This window comes from Shewanella sp. UCD-KL21 (assembly GCF_001957135.1).
In the GTDB taxonomy this organism is placed as follows: domain Bacteria; phylum Pseudomonadota; class Gammaproteobacteria; order Enterobacterales; family Shewanellaceae; genus Shewanella.
This window is the reverse complement of record NZ_MPHK01000006.1, coordinates 1-17,787: the sequence shown is the minus strand read 5'-3', so window position 1 is coordinate 17,787 and position 17,787 is coordinate 1. Positions and strand designations below refer to the sequence as shown.

Sequence of the window (17,787 nt, the reverse complement as noted above, 5' to 3'; positions counted from 1 at the left end):
GGTAATAAAGAGTCTGTTTGTTGATGACTTTTTATTACTGGTTTATCAAGGAGAGTCAGATGCTAATCATACGACCCATTCGTGGCAGTGATTACGAAGCACTTTATAAGGTCGCCGTTGAATCAGGCCATGGATTCACGTCCCTGCCGGTCAACGAAGAGCTATTACGCTCTAAAATCGCTAGAGCTGAAGCTTCTTTTTCCAAGCAAGTTGAAAAACCTTTCGATGAAGGTTATTTGATGGTGCTTGAAGATTTAAAAACCAATCAAGTTGTCGGTACCTGTGGTATTGAAGCCGCTGTTGGTATGGAAGATGCCTTTTATCATTACCGTTTAGGCACCGAAGTCTATCATTCAAAACAAATTTCAGTGCGTAACGAAGTGGAAACACTGACGCTTTGCCATGACTACACTGGCGCCGCTGAGTTATGTACGCTGTTTTTAAATAAAGAATATCGCCGAGGCTATAACGGCCGCATGCTTTCTCGCTCGCGTTTTTTATTCCTCGCTCAACATGAGCAACGTTTTGGCAGCACAGTGATTGCTGAAATGCGCGGCGTAAGCGATGAAAAGGGTGATTCACCTTTTTACGAGTGGTTACAAGATCACTTCTTAGGCATTGATTTTGTCGAAGCCGATTACTTATCGGGATTAGGTAAAAAGGCCTTTATGGCTGAAATGATGCCAAGAAGCCCGATACATGTGTGCCTATTGCCAAAAAAAGCGCAAAAAGTGATTGGCGAGGTGCATCGTAATACTAAACCTGCGCTGAAGTTATTGCAGGCTGAAGGCTTTAAATTTAGAAATTACGTCGATATTTTCGATGGTGGACCAACGGTGGAATGTGCCCTAAACGACATTCGCGCTGTGAATCAAAGCCGTTTACTCACGGTCACTATCGGAAAGATGCCCCATGCCGACCATCAATATATTGTCGCCAATACCTTGTTAGCGGATTACCGCGCCACAGCGGCAAAAATTGTAGTTTCACAAGAGCATGATAACGTCACCTTAAGCCCACAATTAGCTGAAGCGCTAATGGTTGAGCAAGGCCAGCAAATTCGCGTACTAGAACTGTAGGACACAGCAAATGACACAATTTATCAACGGCCAATGGTCTAATGGCGAAGGTCATGAAGTTACATCACTTAATCCCGCAAATGGCGAGGTGATCTGGAGTGGCAAAACGGCCACAGCAGCCCAAGTTAATACAGCAATTGATGCAGCAAGAAGCGCACAGTTTGACTGGTTTATGCTGGGCTATGAGGCGCGTTTAGCCATTGTTGAAGCGTACCGCAGCGAACTTGAAGCGCACAAAGCTGAGCTTGCTGAAGTGATAGCCCAAGAAACCGGTAAACCTCAGTGGGAAACCGCCACTGAAGTGGGCGCTATGATAGGTAAAATTGGCTTGTCAGCTGCAGCGCATGACAAGCGTACCGGTACTGAAACCAACGATATTCCTGCAGGTCGGGCGGTTTTACGTCACAAGCCGCACGGCGTTGTTGCGGTATTTGGTCCTTATAATTTCCCAGGTCATTTACCCAATGGCCATATTGTTCCAGCCTTACTTGCGGGTAATACTGTGGTATTTAAGCCATCGGAGCTTACCCCAAAAGTTGCTGAAGAAATGCTAAAACTGTGGGACAAAGCAGGCTTGCCGCAAGGGGTGATTAACTTGGTTCAAGGCGAACTTGAAACCGGTAAAGCTTTAGCCTCGCACCCGCAAATTGATGGATTATTCTTTACCGGTAGTTCTCGCACGGGTCACTTGTTACATCAGCAATACGCCGGGCATCCGGGCAAAATTTTAGCCCTTGAAATGGGTGGTAATAACCCATTAATTATCAAAGATGTCACAGACACCAAAGCGGCGGTACATGACATTATTCAGTCTGCCTATATCTCATCTGGTCAACGTTGTACTTGTGCACGTCGTTTGTACATCCAGCAAGGCGCTGCAGGTGATGCATTAATTGCTGAGCTTGTTACTGCGATTAAGCAAATCAAAGTTGGTAGCTGGAATGCACAGCCGCAGCCATTTATGGGCTCGATGATTTCTGAAGCCGCGGCTAAAGGCATGGTTGCCGCGCAAGCTAACTTATTGGCCTTAGGGGCGACATCACTCATTGAGCTTACTCACGTAGAAGCGGGGACTGGTCTTGTGTCTCCTGGGTTAATTGATGTGACAGCAATTGCAGAGCTACCCGATGAAGAATACTTTGGTCCATTGCTGCAATTAGTTAGATACCAAGCCTTTGATGATGCTATTGATATGGCAAACAACACGCGTTATGGACTTTCTGCAGGGTTACTTGCTGATAGCCGCGAAGATTACGATTACTTCTTAGCCCGTATTCGCGCTGGTATCGTTAACTGGAATAAGCAAATCACAGGCGCATCTGGCGCTGCACCATTTGGTGGTGTTGGCGCATCAGGTAACCACCGAGCAAGTGCATTTTATGCTGCTGATTACTGTGCTTACCCTGTAGCTTCAGTTGAAGCTGATAGTGTTAGCTTACCAGCGACATTAAGCCCTGGTTTATCTATCTAGTGAACTAGATTGCAATGAAGGCAATGACTTTTGGGTCATTGCCTTTTTTTAAAGAAGGATTTTATTATGCATACTGACGTAAACGCTTTATTTGCCGCGTTATGGCAAGACTACATCAATATGACGCCCTCGGCGGCAAAGATTCAGCAACTGTTAGGGCAGGGGAAACCGATCATTAACGATCATATTGCCCTGCGTACCTTTAATATTGAGAAAGTTAACCTTGCTGTATTAGCGGCGCATTTTGAGTCGATTGGTTATGTTGCCAGTGGTGATTATCACTTTGAGCAGAAAAAGTTGGTTGCCAAACATTTTGAGCATCCCGAACCGCATCAGCCTAAGGTGTTTATCTCTGAGCTGTTAGTGGAAGAATTTAGCCCTGAAGTGCAAAGCATCATCCATGGCTTAGTCGATCAAGTGGATGTTGCGGCGACAACGGCGGATAACTTTTTATATTCAGGCTGTCATTGGCGTGTCGATATCGCCACATACAAAACCTTATTGGCAGAGAGCGAGTACGCAGCTTGGGTTGCGGCCATTGGTTATCGCGCTAACCATTTTACGGTTTCCATTAATGAGCTACCTGATTTTGAAACCATTGAATCAGTCAATGAAACCTTAAAAGCGGCTGGCTTTACCTTAAACAGCGCTGGTGGTGAGGTTAAAGGTTCAGCTGAAGTGCTATTAGAGCAGTCATCAACTATGGCGGATCGCATGGCGGTCAGTTTTGCCGATGGCGAACTTGAAATTCCAACGTGTTTCTATGAGTTTGCCCGTCGTTATCCGATGGCTGATGGTAACTTGTATACTGGTTTTGTGGCCGCGTCTGCAGATAAGATTTTTGAAAGCACCAATGCTGGCAAATAATGCTACGAGCTAAGCCGTTAACATTACTTTAATTTTAACGCTATTGAAAATGCCAGATAAGTTAGCTTATCTGGCATTTTTTAATCTTTAAATTTAGTGGTTTGAGTAACACGAGTGATTACTTCTCTACGCTATCATCTGGGTTTGTATTGGAGAAAATAATGCAAACATGTAAGCCTTTTAACACATCTCCCCGCTCGAACTTGAGTTGATAACCATATTGCTCAACAATTTCTTTTACAATGGATAAACCCAGCCCATGGCCTAACACGGCTTCATCTAAACGTTTACCACGATTGGTCAGTTGGCTGATTTGATTGTCATTGACGCCGGGGCCATCATCTTCAATACACAGGGTTAATGTTTGTTGCTGCTGGGATATCGTCAGATTGACCGCTGAATGTGCCCACTTGTAGGCGTTATCTAATAGATTACCAAACAGCTCCATACCATCTTCACGGTGTATTGGCAGGCGACTTATGTCATCGCTGACATCAATGCTGCAATGAATGTTTTTATGGTGATGTACTTTATCTAGGGTACTGATGAGCGCTTCAAAATCACGTGGCACCACCATTTGCGCTGCTGGCAGCATATCACCGGTAATTCTGGCTGCAGTGAGCTTGCGCTCAATCATGTTGCGGATCAGGTCTAACTGCTGCTGCATGGCTTCAGCTGCCTGCGGGTTTGATAACCCCAATACTTCAACTTGTTGCTGCATCACGGCTAATGGGGTTTTCAGGCCGTGACTTAAATTACCTAAGTTATTTCTACTGCGCTCTATTTGATTGGCAGTGTAATCTAATAATTCATTATAGGTTTCAGCTAAAGGTTTTATTTCAACTGGGATCTTGGTGACTTCTAGGGCGTCGATTTCACCTTGGCGCAATCTAGCCAGTGAGTCTTGAATGTGTTTAACCGGCTTAAAGGATTGGCGTAGAATGATAAAAATACCGCCAATCATTGCCAGTAGCATGGCGATATTGATGGCTAACTTGGTGCCAAATACTTCACTAAAGACCCGCCGGCCAATACTTAAGTCTTGGGCAACTGTGAGAGTGGCAACTTTACCACCGTTGATTGAGCCTATGCCAATGGATAATAACTGCATGTCATTATTTTTAGGGCCTTTGGCTTGCCAAACCCGGGTTTGATCATGCTGTAATAACTCGATATCTAATTGCACATCCCATAGAGAACGGGAGCGGATCACTTGATCATCGGAGTTAAACTGAAAGTATCGCCCTGAATAGGCTGGTTTGTAAAAGCTGGAGAGTTGGTTTTGATCGATGATGATTTCACCAGCATTGATATGACTGGCGATAATGATGTGTTCTAAATCTTCTTCGAGACGATTGATGATGGAGTCATGAAACGCTTGTCTTAACATGGACTCAAATAATATGAGTCCGATGACGGTGGCAATAATGATTAAACCGCTAAGCCATAAACTTAGCTTACTGCGGATTGATATCATTCAACAATGCCGTGAAAAATATACCCTTGGCCACGGCGGGTTTCAATGGCGGTTTTACCGAGCTTTTTACGTAAATGGGTAACGTACACTTCAACTACATTTGATTCTTTTTCATCATCAAATTGATAAAGCTTATCGGTAAGTTGTGCTTTTGAAAGTAATTTCTTTGGTGACATTAAAAAGATTTTTAATAGTCTAAATTCCATGGCGGTTAATTCGTAATGCTTGTTACCGATATGCACTCGTTGCTCTGATTCATCAAGGGTAATGCCACCATAACTCAACTGCTTTGATGAGGTATTAAGACGGCCATGGGCACGATGAATAAGTGCTTGAACCCGCGCTAACAGCTCTTGAGCATGAAAAGGCTTACCAAGGTAGTCATCTGCCCCCGCATTAAAGCCTTCGACCTTCTCGTGCCACTGGCTGCGCGCAGTGAGCATAATTACTGGCGTATCAATGCCTTTTTCACGCCACGACTCAACGAGTGTTAAGCCATTACCGTCAGGCAAGCCAATATCTAAAATTACACAATCGTATTGAGTTTCTTTGATGAGGTAATCTGCTTCAACAGCTTTATCGGTTACATCAGTAACGTAGCCGGCTTGTTTTAGTTGTTTTTCAAGCTCAGCAACTAAGAGGGTGTTATCTTCAACGAGTAGCAGTTTCATTTATTTGGCATTCACTTGGTAGTTGGTCAATTGACTCTGGCATCCCATTTGTTGCATCGAGAAATAAATGGATGATATGCCCTTTTTTTATCTTTAACTGTAAATCATAACGCCATTTGTCATCCTCTTGATAGAGGCTGGCATCAATTAATTCACCCTGACAGTATTGTGCAAGTAAAGTGAGGGAATAATCAAGCGAACGAATGCTACCGGATGTGACTAAGCGTTGAACTTCATCATGCGGTAGCTCTGCAGTCATTGCTTGTGATGCTGGTGTTAGAGTCGATATAAGTAGACTGAGTAGTAATGCAGTCAGCAGCCTCATCAGAAAGACTCCCATAAAAAAAGTGATAATTAGACTTACTAATTATCACTTTAATTAATCACCCTTAAATCAAGCTGAAGCTTAACTTAACGGGTACCGTATACCACTATCGTTTTACCGTGAGCTTGAATAAGATTTTGTTCTTCAAGCATTTTTAATATACGGCCAACGGTCTCACGTGAACAACCTACAATTTGACCAATCTCTTGACGAGTGATTTTAATTTGCATGCCATCTGGGTGAGTCATTGCATCTGGCTGCTTAGCAAGATGTAATAATGTTTGTGCGATACGTCCAGCAACGTCTAAGAAAGCTAAATCGCCGACTTTTTGGCTAGTGCTGTGCAAGCGGTAAGCCATTTGCGCAGTTAACTTCATGAGAATTTCAGGATTAACCTGAATCAGTTGCTTGAATTTCTTGTAAGAAATCTCAGCAATTTCACATGGTTGTTTAGCACGAACCCAAGCTGTACGTTCAGCTTGCTCTTCGAATAAACCAAGTTCACCAATAAAGTCACCTTGATTAAGGTATGAAAGGATCATTTCTTTCCCTTCTTCATCTTTAATCAATACAGCGACAGAACCTTTAACGATGTAATACAAGGTATCAGACTCTTCACCTGCGTGTATCAAGGTGCTTTTCGCTGGGTATTTATGGATGTGACAGTGTGAAAGAAACCATTCCAAAGTTGGATCAGGTTTAGGCTTGCCAATCAGAGCCATGTGTATTTCCTCGATTGATAAAATGAAAGTAAGGACTATCTAATAAAGTAATTGTACTTGAGTTAATCGTGTAAAACTTTGATGGAGATCGAGTTTAACATTATGAAAAAACAGCTAGCCAAGGTATTAAGTTATTAAATTAGAAATTTATTTTTGTAACTGAACTATAAGCTTATAAATCTAATTTAGCCTTGTCTGATTTAATTGGCAAGTTGTTGTTTATTTAAAAGTCATTGTTTTATCGATTTTTATCAAGCTTTAGTTTGAAGATGAACTATTTCTCATGATTAAAGCTGATTGGTTTATTGTAAAAATAGCGATTGCTGGTTATTGTTAGTTTGGTTATCAAAGTTGAATCGCTGCAGCAGAGGTAGATTTGAAATATTCGCAGAAATTATTAAGTGTTGGCTTGGCCTGCTCATTAGGTTTATTGACGAGTGTCAGTGCGCCTGTCAGTGCCTTTTCAATTCCTCAATCTGAAGCATCTCAAGCGGCTAGTAAATTAGTTCATATCCAATTGCGGGCTGCTGAAGGCAATGCCGACGCACAATTTTTATTGGGGCTAATGAGTTTTGCGGGGCGATTTGTCGATCAAGATATTGATCAAGGCCTTTATTGGGTCGAGCAAGCGGCGCTACAAGATCATATTAAAGCGCAGCAAACTTTGGCTGATTTAACCTTTGAAGGAAAGTTATTACCGCGGGATTTAGCGGTAGCAGAAAAATGGTACCAGTCTTTAGCTAAGCATGGCGATCCACGAGCTCATTTTCGATTAGGCTTTATTTACTCTGCTGGTGGTGATGGTGTTAGCCGCAGTTGCGGCAAAGCATTAGAGCAATTTACTCAAGCTGGTGATGCTATTGCATTAGGTAATGTGGCGTGGATTTTAGCGACCTGCCCTGAAGAAGAGTATCGTGATGGCTCAAAAGCGGTGCAGCTTGCACTGCAATTACTTGAAAGTAACGCTAACGATCCGACCAATTTAGATAACCTTGCCGCAGCTTATGCCGAAATGGGTGAGTTTGAACTGGCTGTTGATACCCAGCAAAAAGCTATTGAAGCATTAAAGCAAAACCCAGAAGTTGCCCAAAGCGATGAATTTATGATGCGGCTTGAACAGTATCAGCAAGGCAGGGCTTACCGTGAAATCATTCCATTAATGAATTAATCACGCTTTTTAATATTGAAACGGCCTATTTGGCCGTTTTTTTGTGCCTGGATTTAAGCGCCTCGGAAAATTGTCGCTATGATTAGCTGATGCTCAGAGTCAGTTTAACCATCACTAGGTAATCCAAATGAATGGCATCATCGGCAGTAAATTAAAACTTTATCAATTAACCGTAATTTTTAGCTTGCTGTTTTCGCTACTGGGTTTTTCATACAACGTCTGGCGTATGGAGATAACAGAGCATAATAGCAATGTCAGAACCGCGTGTTTTGAAATGCTGCTTGAATTAGCACAGTTAGAACAATTGGTTTATGCGGCCCATTACGATAAAGATACGACATTAGGTAACCCCAGAGTGGGCTGGGTTAAAGTGGGCTTAATTAGGGATTTAAGTGCATTAACCAATGAGCAGGTTCAAGTTGAAGCACAAAATTTAGCTTTGGTATGGTCTGGGCAATGGCAAAACATGGTTGAGGTCGAAGCATCGAGTATGGCGATAACTGCAAACATTGATCAGGTACGAGCGGAAATAAAACGCTTACTGGTGTCGTTAAATTAATATTTTTACATGCTTGATTTAAGCGGAGCCGAACTGAATAAAAAAGGCTGAATAGAAAAGGCCGAATAGAAAAGACTGACTACAGTGGCTAACAATAAAGAGAAGTTTGCTGATATGCCCAAGTGCGCTAACAGATAAATAAGGGGGAATTAACACCCAAGAGCACATCAACTATCGTTCTTTCGCCTGAAGTCCCGACAGCGAGAATGATAATGGTTTAGGCTTAAATTAAGCTTAACCTGCCTAGTTTACTTGTAGTTACTTGTAGTTAGTTGTAGTTAGTTGTATTAGCCGTTGCTTATTCTGCTGGGCTAGCATCATCGCGCTGTTGTACTTCATCGGCCGCCGCTTTTTTCTGAATAATATCTTTAATCAGTGGGGTTAAAATTAACTCCATGGCTAATGACATCTTGCCACCAGGCACAACCAAAGTATTGATGCGTGACATAAACGAGCCATCAATCATTCTTAAGTAATAAGGAAAATCAACATTGTTAATATCCCTAAAGCGGATCACCACAAAACTTTCGTCTAAGCTGGGGATGTCTTTAGCGCTAAATGGATTGGAGGTATCAACTGTTGGAACTCGCTGAAAGTTAATATGGGTGCGAGAAAATTGTGGCGTCATATGCTTAATATAATCATCCATACTGCGCACAATCGAGCCCATGACTTTTTCACGGCTATGGCCTCTGTCTGAGGTATCGCGAATAATTTTTTGAATCCACTCTAAATTGACAATCGGCACCATACCAATCAATAAATCTACGTGCTTGGCAACATCAGCATCTTCAGTGACGACGCCGCCATGCAACCCCTCGTAATACAACATATCGGTTTTTTCAGGTAATGGATGCCACTGGGTGAATGTGCCGGGCATTTGGTTAAATGGCACCGCTTCATCAAAAGTATGCAAGTAGCTACGCGTTTGGCCTTGGCCTGTTTCGGCATAGCTTTTAAAGCACTCTTCAAGTTTGACGAAATTATTGGCTTCAGGGCCAAAATAACTGAGGTTGTTATTTTCAGCCTGTGACTTGCGAATTAACACTTCCATCTCTGCACGGGTGAAGTTATGGAAACTATCCCCTTCAATAAACGCTGCATTAATGCCCAGCTGGCGGAAGATATGAGTAAATGCTGTGGTCGTTGTTGTTGTGCCTGCGCCAGATGAGCCAGTAACAGCAATAATGGGGTGTTTAATAGACATTTATCCTACCTAGATCAAACGTGAAGAAGTTAATTATGATGACAATTCAGTATTTTATAATCCGTTAGTCATTCACATTCACATGTTTCAACCTGAAGAAAAACAGACTCTATTTATACGGCTTGAAACGGGTTAGGTCAATCTTGCATTAAAAGAATGGCTCTTTGTCATCACTGTTTGGGTGAATGATCTGCTCTTTTTGTCTAATGGCAATGGATTCATCCTCTTCGCTAAATTCAACGATGAGTTCGCCTTGTTTTAAAGCTTGTTTACATTGATTAATCGCATTTTGTAACTGAGCGTCATCGGTTTGGCCAAAAGAGCCATCTTCAATTTGGGTAAATAAGTACTCTTTAATTAAATTGTCTAATGTTGCTGGTGGCAGTTGTAGCAAGGCATCATAAGGAATAAGCATAATTAGCTCTTTAAAAAATGGATAATTCTTGATTCAAGGTAAAAACGTGGCTTCCAAGGAACGCCGCCGCTGATAAAGCCAACATGACCGCCTTTGGGGTGTAGTTCATATTCCACATGTTCTGATAATTCTACTGCCGCAGGAATGACATCATCGGTCATGAAAGGATCGTCTTGGGCATGGATAACTAAGGTCGACTTGCTGACCGTTTTTAAAAAAGGCTTACCACTGGCTCTTTGGTAGTAATCATTCACGTCAGCAAAACCGTGTAAAGGCGCGGTCACTTTATCATCAAATAAATAGAAGGTGGTTAATTGCTGAATTTGCGCTTCAGTGACGGGCATTTTCTCAACCAAATTGCTTTGCAGTACTTTGCCGTGCATTTTGGCTTGCAGCTGCTTTATTAAATGCTGCTGATAAACCTTTGAAAAGCCCTTTTCTAATTTTTTAGCACAGGCTGCGAGCCACAAAGGCGCTGAAACAATAATGGTTTTTTCCAGCAAGCTTTGCTCGCCTTGTTCACCTTGATATTTTGCCAGTACATTGCCGCCTAAACTGTAGCCGACGGCATACAGTGGTGATTCTGGGTACTGCTGATGTAACTGAGTTAGGGTAAATTGAATATCTTGAGTGTCGCCACTATGGTAACTTCTGGCTAATCGATTTGGCTCGCCTGAGCAACTACGGTGATGATGGACAACAGCGCATAAGCCATGGTCTTGGGCAGTTTGTAGCATGCGTCTGACATAGTGTGATTCACTACTGCCTTCAAGTCCATGGAGGAGCACTAAAATTGGCTGGCCATTTTGCGGCTTGCCTAACCAATCCAAATCAATAAAATCACCGTCAGCAAGCTCTTGGCGCTGTCTACGAGTGTCTGGTTTGGCCACCTTAAATAAAACAGGTAGAATCGTTTGAATATGAGGACTTACTGCCCACCATGGTGGAGTAAAAATCTTTTTCATAAGGGTATTTATAGTGCAATAGTTTGTGAATGTTCAAACGTATGTTTAAATGTTGTTAGCGACCACTTTATCACAGATGTTTGCAGCAAGGGATAACTATGAAACGAAGAACCTTTTTGGCAGGCGCCTTTACCGGTACCGCCGCGCTGGCCTTGGGTGTGAGTTTATACACCCCAGACATTACCGATCATCCTGATGAAAATCATCGTTTACTTTTTAATGTGCTGATCCCTATTTTTATGGATGGCACCTTGCCAGAAGTTGCTAATTATCGCGAAGCCTTTATTAATCGTACGATAGTGGCAATTAATCAAACCATCAGTGTGTTACCTGAAGATCAAAAAAGCGAGATTAATCAGTTATTAAATCTACTTGAGAGCCGGATGGGTTTATTGCTGCTAACGAGTAGCCTAACGCCATTGATGCTTCGCTCTGCTGATGAGTTAGTGTTGATGCTAGAAGAGTGGCGCCATCATTTTCTGCAAATGCTGCAAACTGCCTATCTTGGCTTACGGGAATTAGTGCTATCCAGTTATTATGCCTGCCCAGAGCATTGGGGGCGGTTACATTACGCTAAACCCACTTTTTTGACCGCCTAATTTTCTTTGATGTAAACCGTGTTTAGGAGTGAGACGTGGCCGCTAATATTATTGACCCCATTACAGAAGGTTTAAAAGCTGGCTGGCAACATATTGATGCCAGTAAACTTGAAAACGATCAGCATTTTGAAGCAGACGTAGTGATTGTCGGCACGGGCGCGGGGGGCGGAACTGCAGCTGAAATCCTCACTCAAGCGGGTCTTAAGGTCATCATGGTTGAAGCTGGACCACTTAAATCGTCCAGCGATTTTAATATGGAAGAGCGCCGTGCTTACCCTGATCTATACCAGCAAGCTGCAGCGATGAAAACTGCTGACAAAGGTATTGGTATTTTTCAAGGTCGCAGTGTGGGCGGCTCAACGACGGTTAATTGGACCACCTCAATTCGAACCCCTGAGCAAGCCTTAGCATTTTGGGCTCAAGAAAAGTCAGTTAAAGGCCTATCGTCAGAAAGCTTATTGCCATGGTTTGAAAAAATGGAAACGCGGCTAAATATCAGCGAGTGGCAATTTCAACCTAATCGTAATAATGCGGCCTTAAAAGAAGGCTGTGAAAAACTCGGTTGGGAATATACGGTGATCAAACGTAATGTTAAAGGTTGCTGGAATACGGGTTATTGCGGCATGGGGTGCCCGGTCAACGCCAAGCAGTCTATGCTGGTCACCACCATACCGAGTGCCTTAGAGCAAGGCGCTCAGTTAATATCAAACGCTAAAATTACTGAGCTGCAGCATAAAGCCGATAAAGTGACAGGTTTAACCGCCAGAGCGCATCTTGCTTCAGGCCATGGCGCGACTCTGACTTTTAAGGCGAAGCACTATATTCTGAGCGCGGGCGCTCTGCATACGCCGACGATTTTAATGCGTGCTAATACCCCAGATCCTTATCAGCTTTTAGGTAAAACCTTTCTTCATCCTACTTTGTTATCAGGCAGCATTTTTGATAAGCAAATTGATGGCCATAGCGGCGCGCCGCAATCGATATATTCCGATGAGTTTGTGTGGCGTGATGGCGCAGCCGGAGAGCTGGGTTATAAATTAGAAGTGCCGCCGATCCATCCAGTATTAATCGCATCAAAAACTATTGGTTATGGTCGTAGTCATGCCGAGTTAATGACCCAGTTTAACAATTTACAGGTGATGATTGCGCTGGTGCGTGATGGCTATTCGGCCCAGTCTCAAGGTGGGCAAGTGCGCTTAACTGATACCGGCTTTGCGTTAGATTATCCGCTACAAAAGCCTTTTTGGGATACCGCGAGAAGGGCGTTTGCCACTATGGCTGAGCTGCAATTTGCAGCAGGTGCTAATGCCGTGTTGCCCATTAATGATGGTGTTGGCAAGCAGCTTAATTGGCAACAAGCCAAGCAAACCATTGCCACTATGGATATTGGTTTATTAAAAACCATTGTAGCCTCAGCCCATGTGATGGGCGGCTGCGCTATGGGCGAAGATAAAACCCTATCGATGATCAACAGTGAGGGGCGTTCCCATTATTTTGAAAACTTGTCTGTCATGGATGGCTCCATGTTTCCAACCAGTTTAGGGGCTAATCCGCAGTTATCGATTTACGCGATTGTGGCCAGAAATGCGACCTTATTAGCAGAGCGTTTAAAGCCGTCAGCTAAGGTTTAATGCCATGCGTTTTTTAGTCTGCAGCGGTATTAAATTACGGGTAAATTTTTAAAGTCATCATGGTTAATCCCGAATAATGACAAGTAGTTATCGGTATTTTTATTTACACAATGCTGTTTGGCTTTAATCTCTGGGGTAACAGTATTGAGCTTGTTAAGGAGCATTTGCTGGGTTTTACGCTCCAGCATTAACTCAATGTCGAGCATTTGCTGATATTCATTAGCTTTAATATGCTCCTTCGCTAAACGGCGCAAGGTGCGATAAGGGTTAACGACCTTGGTGTCCCAATCGTTTATGGTAGCCGCCAGTGCTTGCCATTGAACTAATGGCAGTAGATAGCCTTTTTTATCAAGGTATTGCGCCAGTAGCAGCATGTTAACATTCACTTGGTAAGCATCCTGAACGCTGATGTAGCGCTGAGGGTTAGTAGCGTATTGGCTTTCACAATCTCGCCATAGTAATGAATTAAACTGCTGCACTGATCCTATTCCTTGTTATCTGCATTATGCATTAACCGATACCAAACTCTTGTTCGATAATTTCAATTTCTTCTTGTAGCTCAAACCAGCTCATTTCACTTTCGTCCATTGATTGGGTGAGCGTGGTTCTTTCATTGAGTACTTTGGTCATTTTAGCTTTATTGTCAGCTTCATAAAGTGAGCCATCAGCTAACTCTATTTCTAACTCTGCTAATCTGGCAGTGATTTTTTGTTGCTCAGTTTCTAACTTTATTTGTTTTTTACGCAGTGGCGACACTTTCTGTCTTAGCTCTGCTTCAATGCGTTTTTGCTGCTTTTTATCAATACTTGGACTGGCTGAGGTATCTTTGCTGCTATTAGACTGGGCCGCTTTAGCCGCATCTAATAACCATTGGTGATAATCATCTAAATCACCTTGGAATGGTTTAACAGCGCCTTGGTCTACTAAGTAGTAATCGCTACAGCTTAAACGTAAAAGATGTCGATCATGTGACACAATCACCATCGCACCTTCAAATGTTTGCAGCGCCATTGTCAATGCGTGACGCATTTCTAAATCCAAGTGGTTGGTGGGCTCATCCAGTAACAGTACGTTAGGACGCTGCCAAACTAATAGCGCCAACACTAAGCGCGCTTTTTCGCCACCAGAAAAGGGTCTAACGGGGGCAAGTGCCATATCGCCATTAAAACCAAAACCGCCGAGAAAGTTTCTCAGTTCTAGCTCTTTTGCGTTAGGCGCTAACCGCACCATGTGCTGTAACGGGGTATCATCAAGACTTAAAAATTCAATTTGATGCTGAGCAAAATAACCAATATTCATTCCTGGATTGGGTTGGTATCTACCCGTTTTGGGTTGTAATTGGCCCGATAGCAACTTAATTAAGGTTGATTTACCTGCGCCATTTCGGCCCAGTAAGCCAATACGTGCACCTGGTACTAAGTTAAGCTCCACTTCGCTAAGGATGGTTTTATCATCATAGCCAATAGAGACTTTCTCCATCGTCACTAATGGATTAGGCAAGGCTTCAGGCTCACGAAATGCCATGTGAAATGGGCTGTCTGCATGGGATGGCAGTAAGTTAGCCATTTTCTCCAGCGCTTTTAAGCGGCTTTGGGCTTGTTTAGCTTTACTGGCTTTGTAGCGGAAGCGGTCAACAAAGGTCTGCATATGTGCCCGTTCTTTTTGTTGACGCTCATAGGCCACTTGCTGCTGGGCCATACGTTCGGCGCGGATCCGCTCAAAGGAGCTGTAGTTGCCTTTGTAGTAATTAAGCTTGGTATGTTCAACGTGAACAATTTCATCCACGATACCATCAATAAAATCACGGTCATGGCTGATGAGGATAAGGGTACCTTGATAGGCCTTAATCCAGCCTTCTAGCCAGTACATGGTATCTAAATCTAAGTGGTTGGTGGGTTCATCCAGTAGCAGTAAATCGGAGCGACATAGCAGCGCTTGAGCAAGGTTGAGTCGCATACGCCAACCACCTGAAAAGCTCTTTACCGGATTGCTTTGCTCCGCCTCGCTAAAACCTAAGCCTGCCAACAATGAGCCGGCGCGAGATTTAATCGCATAGCCGCCAATAGCATCAATTTTACCGTGGATGAGGGCAATTTTATGGCCGTCATCTTCATCTTGAGCTTTGTTTAATTGACCTTCAAGCTCGCGAAATTCAGTATCACCATCAAGCACATATTCCAGTGCAGACACCTCTAGCGCGGGAGTTTCTTGGGCTACAGTGGCTATTTGCCAACCCGCAGGAAGGCTAAACTCACCTTTATCAAGTTGTAACTGCCCCAAAATCAACGCCAACAGGGTTGATTTTCCGGTGCCATTGGCCCCGACCAGTCCCACTTTATGGCCTGGATAAACGGTAAGGTTGGCATCATCGAGTAAGGTTTTGGTTCCGCGAATAAGCTGAGCTTGGCTGATGTTGATCATGAATAGCAACTTGATTGGAGTGAATACGTAAAGTGCAGCGATAATAACGTATCCCAATGCTGAATGACATTTTATTTCTGTGAAATAGTGAGACGCTTTGGCTGAAATCATGGCAAAATAGCATCATAGGATTTGCACAATTACATTAGAAAAATAACAACATTATGTCAAAAATTAAAAAGCGCTTCGTTGCAGGAGCAAAATGCCCTAAATGTCACGCCCAAGACAGTATCGTATTATTCAAAGAAAATGGTATTGAAACTGTGGAATGTACTGATTGTGATTATCGAGAGCAGCAAACGGAAGCTAAAGTGGCTGAAAAAGCCAATGGCAATATGATTGGGGTATTTAAGCCAGATTAGCGGCTGCAGTAATTTGCTTTGCTTCTCAAGAATATTGAGTTTGGCCTAGTGTTTAACTTGAGACTGGCTGGTGAAGTTGGAATAAGTACTTAACTAAAATGAAAGCGACTAAATGACTTTTAGTCGCGGCTAGCCTTCTTTTTGTGCCAGTGATGTTGGCGCATCACTTTCTTCGATGATTTTCTTTTTATGATCAGTTAATACAATGATAACTTGACGATTATTGCTCATAAGCTCGTCAAAGCGTGAATTGATTTCTTTCAAATCCTTAATGTAACCAGGATCATCTTTTTCTTTTTTATGCCAATAGCGATTACGATCAAGTTTTTGAATTTCACTGGCACGGAGAATTTCGAAGTAGCTGTTTTCTTGCTTCAATCGATACACTTCACTATCAAGTAATTGAATTAACTTCTCTTTTGAAATGGTTTTTTTCTTCAGTAGGGCTTTGAGCGGGTCTTCTTTAAGGACAACTTTATCAGAGTCGACTTCGGTAGTGATCCCTAATTGAAATTCGATTTTGTGCTGACGATACTCTTTCGGGCAGACGGTTTGACTAAAGACGACGCGATCATCTTTCATGCACTTATAAATGCTATTGGCTGATGCGATAGGGCTTGCAATCAACGCGAGCAAAATGAATGTTTGTAATAGTCTACTTGGCATTCGGCCACAGATCCTTTTGTCTAACCGATATCGTATCAACTTAGGTGTTGGGTTTATATCAGAAGGTTACCGCTTGGAGGCTCAATATCCATTGAGTTCCGCTGGTTGTTAATCATTATAGTCGGTTATTACTGTAATGCTTTAGCATACTTTTTAACTATGGCTTAATTTTGATGGAAATGCCAGTTTTTTGACGCTGATTTTTTAATGTAATAGTAAAAAATTACTATAAATTTGTAATACTTACTGAACAGTGGACTAAGTCTTACAGCGGCAATGGCGAATGGCTTAATGACTAAAAGTAAGGTTATTGATTCGGTGAGGTTTCCGCCAAAATTCAGTAATAAGTATTACAAAGTGATGATATGTTTCTGATTCAGCAATTATGTTTGTAAGGCTTAGTAAATCCTCTTCTAAGTCTTACTAACGAACGAACTAACGTATAAGGATAGGCCGCGCGTAGCCGCGTCCTTATCCCAAGTGTTGAACAAGCCCGAGTGATACCTTTATAGTGTAAATATCGGCGTAAGATCTTACGCTTTTTAGGTGTGTGCTGAGCCGTAACATTTTTTACTAGCCGCATCGATCCCTTAGCACCGTCAGCTAATTTCGTTACCTCAAAATATCAATGCCTTAGCACCTCCTTAAACTTTTCTTGCTCCGCCTCTTAAGTGTTAACTTTTTAATCCTTGTGCTTAAACAGTGGCGTTAGGTGTCGTTGTTTTTTGCCTAATAAAGCTTGTCAGTCGTGCATGCTTATTCCTATTCTTTTGTTGCAAATAGCCCATAAATACCATCGGTTGTCTGCAGTAAGGGCAAGGTCGCACGGCTTGTGTCTTAGTGATGTTTTCGAGCGGTGATAACACCGCTCCAGCAACGGCTAACATCAAGCGTATTCGTTGCCGCAGCCTGGCTGAACCTCCTCTGAGTAATCCAAAATCTCTGACTCGCCGTAAGCCTTTCGGCAGTACATGTTGCAGTACCAACCATAGAAATTCGACAGTAGGTAATGTACGTATTTCAGTGGTGTTGGTTTGGCTATTTTGATACTCAAAACTAATTTGTCCGTCGATATTACTGACGATATTTTTATCGGGTAACACGCCGCGATAAAGGTATCGCGACAGGTACTTTAACGCTGGCAGTCCTTTACCCACATGTTGGCAGTCTACCACCCACTTT

At 42.8% G+C, this 17,787-nt stretch carries 19 protein-coding genes; 8 read left to right on the top strand and 11 right to left on the bottom strand.

Translation table 11 applies throughout. The features are described 5' to 3' along the window. Positions 1 to 59 precede the first annotated feature (59 nt). From astA to BM739_RS07010, 3 genes are all read left to right on the top strand, one after another. On the top strand, positions 60 to 1,079 hold the full coding sequence (gene astA / locus BM739_RS07020; protein ID WP_076538991.1) for an arginine N-succinyltransferase: 1,020 nt from the start codon (positions 60 to 62) through the stop codon (positions 1,077 to 1,079). Between the two features lie 10 nt (positions 1,080 to 1,089). Beyond that, positions 1,090 to 2,550, top strand: a complete 1,461-nt coding sequence (gene astD, locus BM739_RS07015) for a succinylglutamate-semialdehyde dehydrogenase (protein ID WP_076538988.1) — start codon at positions 1,090 to 1,092, stop codon at positions 2,548 to 2,550. A gap of 66 nt (positions 2,551 to 2,616) precedes the next feature. After that, positions 2,617 to 3,417 (top strand): DUF1338 domain-containing protein, encoded by an 801-nt coding sequence (locus tag BM739_RS07010; protein WP_076538985.1) that lies wholly within the window; start codon positions 2,617 to 2,619, stop codon positions 3,415 to 3,417. Between the two features lie 118 nt (positions 3,418 to 3,535). Here the strand turns inward: BM739_RS07010 and BM739_RS07005 are convergent, their stop codons facing one another. From BM739_RS07005 to crp, 4 genes are all read right to left on the bottom strand, one after another. Beyond that, a complete protein-coding gene (locus BM739_RS07005) occupies positions 3,536 to 4,894 on the bottom strand; it encodes an ATP-binding protein (protein WP_076538982.1) in 1,359 nt (452 codons plus the stop codon). Then, entirely contained in the window at positions 4,891 to 5,565 is a 675-nt protein-coding gene (locus BM739_RS07000; protein WP_076538979.1) for a response regulator transcription factor, read from the bottom strand. The genes BM739_RS07005 and BM739_RS07000 overlap by 4 nt, the downstream gene beginning before the upstream one ends. Beyond that, positions 5,546 to 5,890 (bottom strand): PepSY domain-containing protein, encoded by a 345-nt coding sequence (locus BM739_RS06995; RefSeq protein ID WP_076538976.1) that lies wholly within the window; start codon positions 5,888 to 5,890, stop codon positions 5,546 to 5,548. Before BM739_RS06995 ends, BM739_RS07000 begins: the two co-directional genes overlap by 20 nt. An 86-nt stretch (positions 5,891 to 5,976) precedes the next feature. Next, positions 5,977 to 6,612, bottom strand: a complete 636-nt coding sequence (gene crp / locus BM739_RS06990) for a cAMP-activated global transcriptional regulator CRP (RefSeq protein ID WP_076538973.1) — start codon at positions 6,610 to 6,612, stop codon at positions 5,977 to 5,979. A gap of 376 nt (positions 6,613 to 6,988) precedes the next feature. On the opposite strand from crp, the gene BM739_RS06985 reads away from it, so the two are divergent. Both BM739_RS06985 and BM739_RS06980 read left to right on the top strand, forming a co-directional pair. Then, on the top strand, positions 6,989 to 7,780 hold the full coding sequence (locus tag BM739_RS06985) for a tetratricopeptide repeat protein (RefSeq protein ID WP_076538970.1): 792 nt from the start codon (positions 6,989 to 6,991) through the stop codon (positions 7,778 to 7,780). Positions 7,781 to 7,907: 127 nt separating this feature from the next. After that, positions 7,908 to 8,339: a hypothetical protein gene (locus BM739_RS06980; RefSeq protein WP_076538968.1), complete on the top strand. Its 432-nt coding sequence runs from the start codon at positions 7,908 to 7,910 to the stop codon at positions 8,337 to 8,339. A gap of 298 nt (positions 8,340 to 8,637) precedes the next feature. Here BM739_RS06980 and BM739_RS06975 read toward each other — a convergent pair whose 3' ends face one another. The 3 genes from BM739_RS06975 to BM739_RS06965 all read right to left on the bottom strand — a co-directional run bounded on the left by BM739_RS06975 (position 8,638) and on the right by BM739_RS06965 (position 10,926). After that, on the bottom strand, positions 8,638 to 9,546 hold the full coding sequence (locus BM739_RS06975) for a phosphoribulokinase (protein ID WP_076538965.1): 909 nt from the start codon (positions 9,544 to 9,546) through the stop codon (positions 8,638 to 8,640). A 148-nt stretch (positions 9,547 to 9,694) separates the two neighbouring features. After that, positions 9,695 to 9,961: a YheU family protein gene (locus BM739_RS06970; RefSeq protein WP_076538962.1), complete on the bottom strand. Its 267-nt coding sequence runs from the start codon at positions 9,959 to 9,961 to the stop codon at positions 9,695 to 9,697. 2 nt (positions 9,962 to 9,963) lie between these two features. Beyond that, positions 9,964 to 10,926, bottom strand: coding sequence for a hydrolase (locus BM739_RS06965; protein ID WP_076538959.1), 963 nt, complete (start codon positions 10,924 to 10,926; stop codon positions 9,964 to 9,966). A 98-nt stretch (positions 10,927 to 11,024) separates the two neighbouring features. Between BM739_RS06965 and BM739_RS06960 the strand changes: the two genes are divergently transcribed. After that, the gene (locus BM739_RS06960) at positions 11,025 to 11,525 is read left to right on the top strand and encodes a TAT leader-containing periplasmic protein (protein WP_076538956.1); all 501 of its coding nucleotides are present in this window, start codon (positions 11,025 to 11,027) and stop codon (positions 11,523 to 11,525) included. Positions 11,526 to 11,560: 35 nt separating this feature from the next. Beyond that, complete coding sequence (locus BM739_RS06955) at positions 11,561 to 13,156, top strand: GMC family oxidoreductase (RefSeq protein WP_076538954.1); 1,596 nt, start codon at positions 11,561 to 11,563, stop codon at positions 13,154 to 13,156. A 29-nt stretch (positions 13,157 to 13,185) separates the two neighbouring features. Here BM739_RS06955 and BM739_RS06950 read toward each other — a convergent pair whose 3' ends face one another. Then, the gene (locus BM739_RS06950; protein ID WP_254843489.1) at positions 13,186 to 13,635 is read right to left on the bottom strand and encodes a TIGR02444 family protein; all 450 of its coding nucleotides are present in this window, start codon (positions 13,633 to 13,635) and stop codon (positions 13,186 to 13,188) included. A 31-nt stretch (positions 13,636 to 13,666) separates the two neighbouring features. Continuing rightward, the gene (locus tag BM739_RS06945) at positions 13,667 to 15,577 is read right to left on the bottom strand and encodes an ABC transporter ATP-binding protein (RefSeq protein WP_076538949.1); all 1,911 of its coding nucleotides are present in this window, start codon (positions 15,575 to 15,577) and stop codon (positions 13,667 to 13,669) included. A gap of 164 nt (positions 15,578 to 15,741) precedes the next feature. Here BM739_RS06945 and BM739_RS06940 point away from each other — a divergent pair, with 164 nt between their 5' ends. After that, positions 15,742 to 15,939, top strand: a complete 198-nt coding sequence (locus BM739_RS06940; protein WP_076538946.1) for a YheV family putative zinc ribbon protein — start codon at positions 15,742 to 15,744, stop codon at positions 15,937 to 15,939. 129 nt (positions 15,940 to 16,068) lie between these two features. On the opposite strand, the gene BM739_RS06935 is transcribed toward BM739_RS06940, so the two are convergent. Both BM739_RS06935 and BM739_RS06930 read right to left on the bottom strand, forming a co-directional pair. Next, complete coding sequence (locus tag BM739_RS06935) at positions 16,069 to 16,605, bottom strand: DUF4124 domain-containing protein (RefSeq protein ID WP_076538943.1); 537 nt, start codon at positions 16,603 to 16,605, stop codon at positions 16,069 to 16,071. 695 nt (positions 16,606 to 17,300) lie between these two features. Next, on the bottom strand, positions 17,301 to 17,787 hold a 487-nt coding region (locus tag BM739_RS06930; protein WP_175609499.1), incomplete at its 5' end, for a transposase.

Bases quoted from the DNA above. Each gene is read 5' to 3' on its own strand.
- BM739_RS06945 (WP_076538949.1), bottom strand. From the start codon at position 15,577: ATGATCAACATCAGCCAAGCTCAGCTTATTCGCGGAACCAAAACCTTA.
- BM739_RS06965 (WP_076538959.1), bottom strand. From the start codon at position 10,926: ATGAAAAAGATTTTTACTCCACCATGGTGGGCAGTAAGTCCTCATATT.
- BM739_RS07005 (WP_076538982.1), bottom strand. From the start codon at position 4,894: ATGATATCAATCCGCAGTAAGCTAAGTTTATGGCTTAGCGGTTTAATC.
- BM739_RS06940 (WP_076538946.1), top strand. From the start codon at position 15,742: ATGTCAAAAATTAAAAAGCGCTTCGTTGCAGGAGCAAAATGCCCTAAA.
- BM739_RS06975 (WP_076538965.1), bottom strand. From the start codon at position 9,546: ATGTCTATTAAACACCCCATTATTGCTGTTACTGGCTCATCTGGCGCA.
- BM739_RS06980 (WP_076538968.1), top strand. From the start codon at position 7,908: ATGAATGGCATCATCGGCAGTAAATTAAAACTTTATCAATTAACCGTA.
- BM739_RS07010 (WP_076538985.1), top strand. From the start codon at position 2,617: ATGCATACTGACGTAAACGCTTTATTTGCCGCGTTATGGCAAGACTAC.
- astD (WP_076538988.1), top strand. From the start codon at position 1,090: ATGACACAATTTATCAACGGCCAATGGTCTAATGGCGAAGGTCATGAA.
- astA (WP_076538991.1), top strand. From the start codon at position 60: ATGCTAATCATACGACCCATTCGTGGCAGTGATTACGAAGCACTTTAT.
- BM739_RS07000 (WP_076538979.1), bottom strand. From the start codon at position 5,565: ATGAAACTGCTACTCGTTGAAGATAACACCCTCTTAGTTGCTGAGCTT.
- BM739_RS06995 (WP_076538976.1), bottom strand. From the start codon at position 5,890: ATGAGGCTGCTGACTGCATTACTACTCAGTCTACTTATATCGACTCTA.
- crp (WP_076538973.1), bottom strand. From the start codon at position 6,612: ATGGCTCTGATTGGCAAGCCTAAACCTGATCCAACTTTGGAATGGTTT.
- BM739_RS06960 (WP_076538956.1), top strand. From the start codon at position 11,025: ATGAAACGAAGAACCTTTTTGGCAGGCGCCTTTACCGGTACCGCCGCG.
- BM739_RS06970 (WP_076538962.1), bottom strand. From the start codon at position 9,961: ATGCTTATTCCTTATGATGCCTTGCTACAACTGCCACCAGCAACATTA.
- BM739_RS06935 (WP_076538943.1), bottom strand. From the start codon at position 16,605: ATGCCAAGTAGACTATTACAAACATTCATTTTGCTCGCGTTGATTGCA.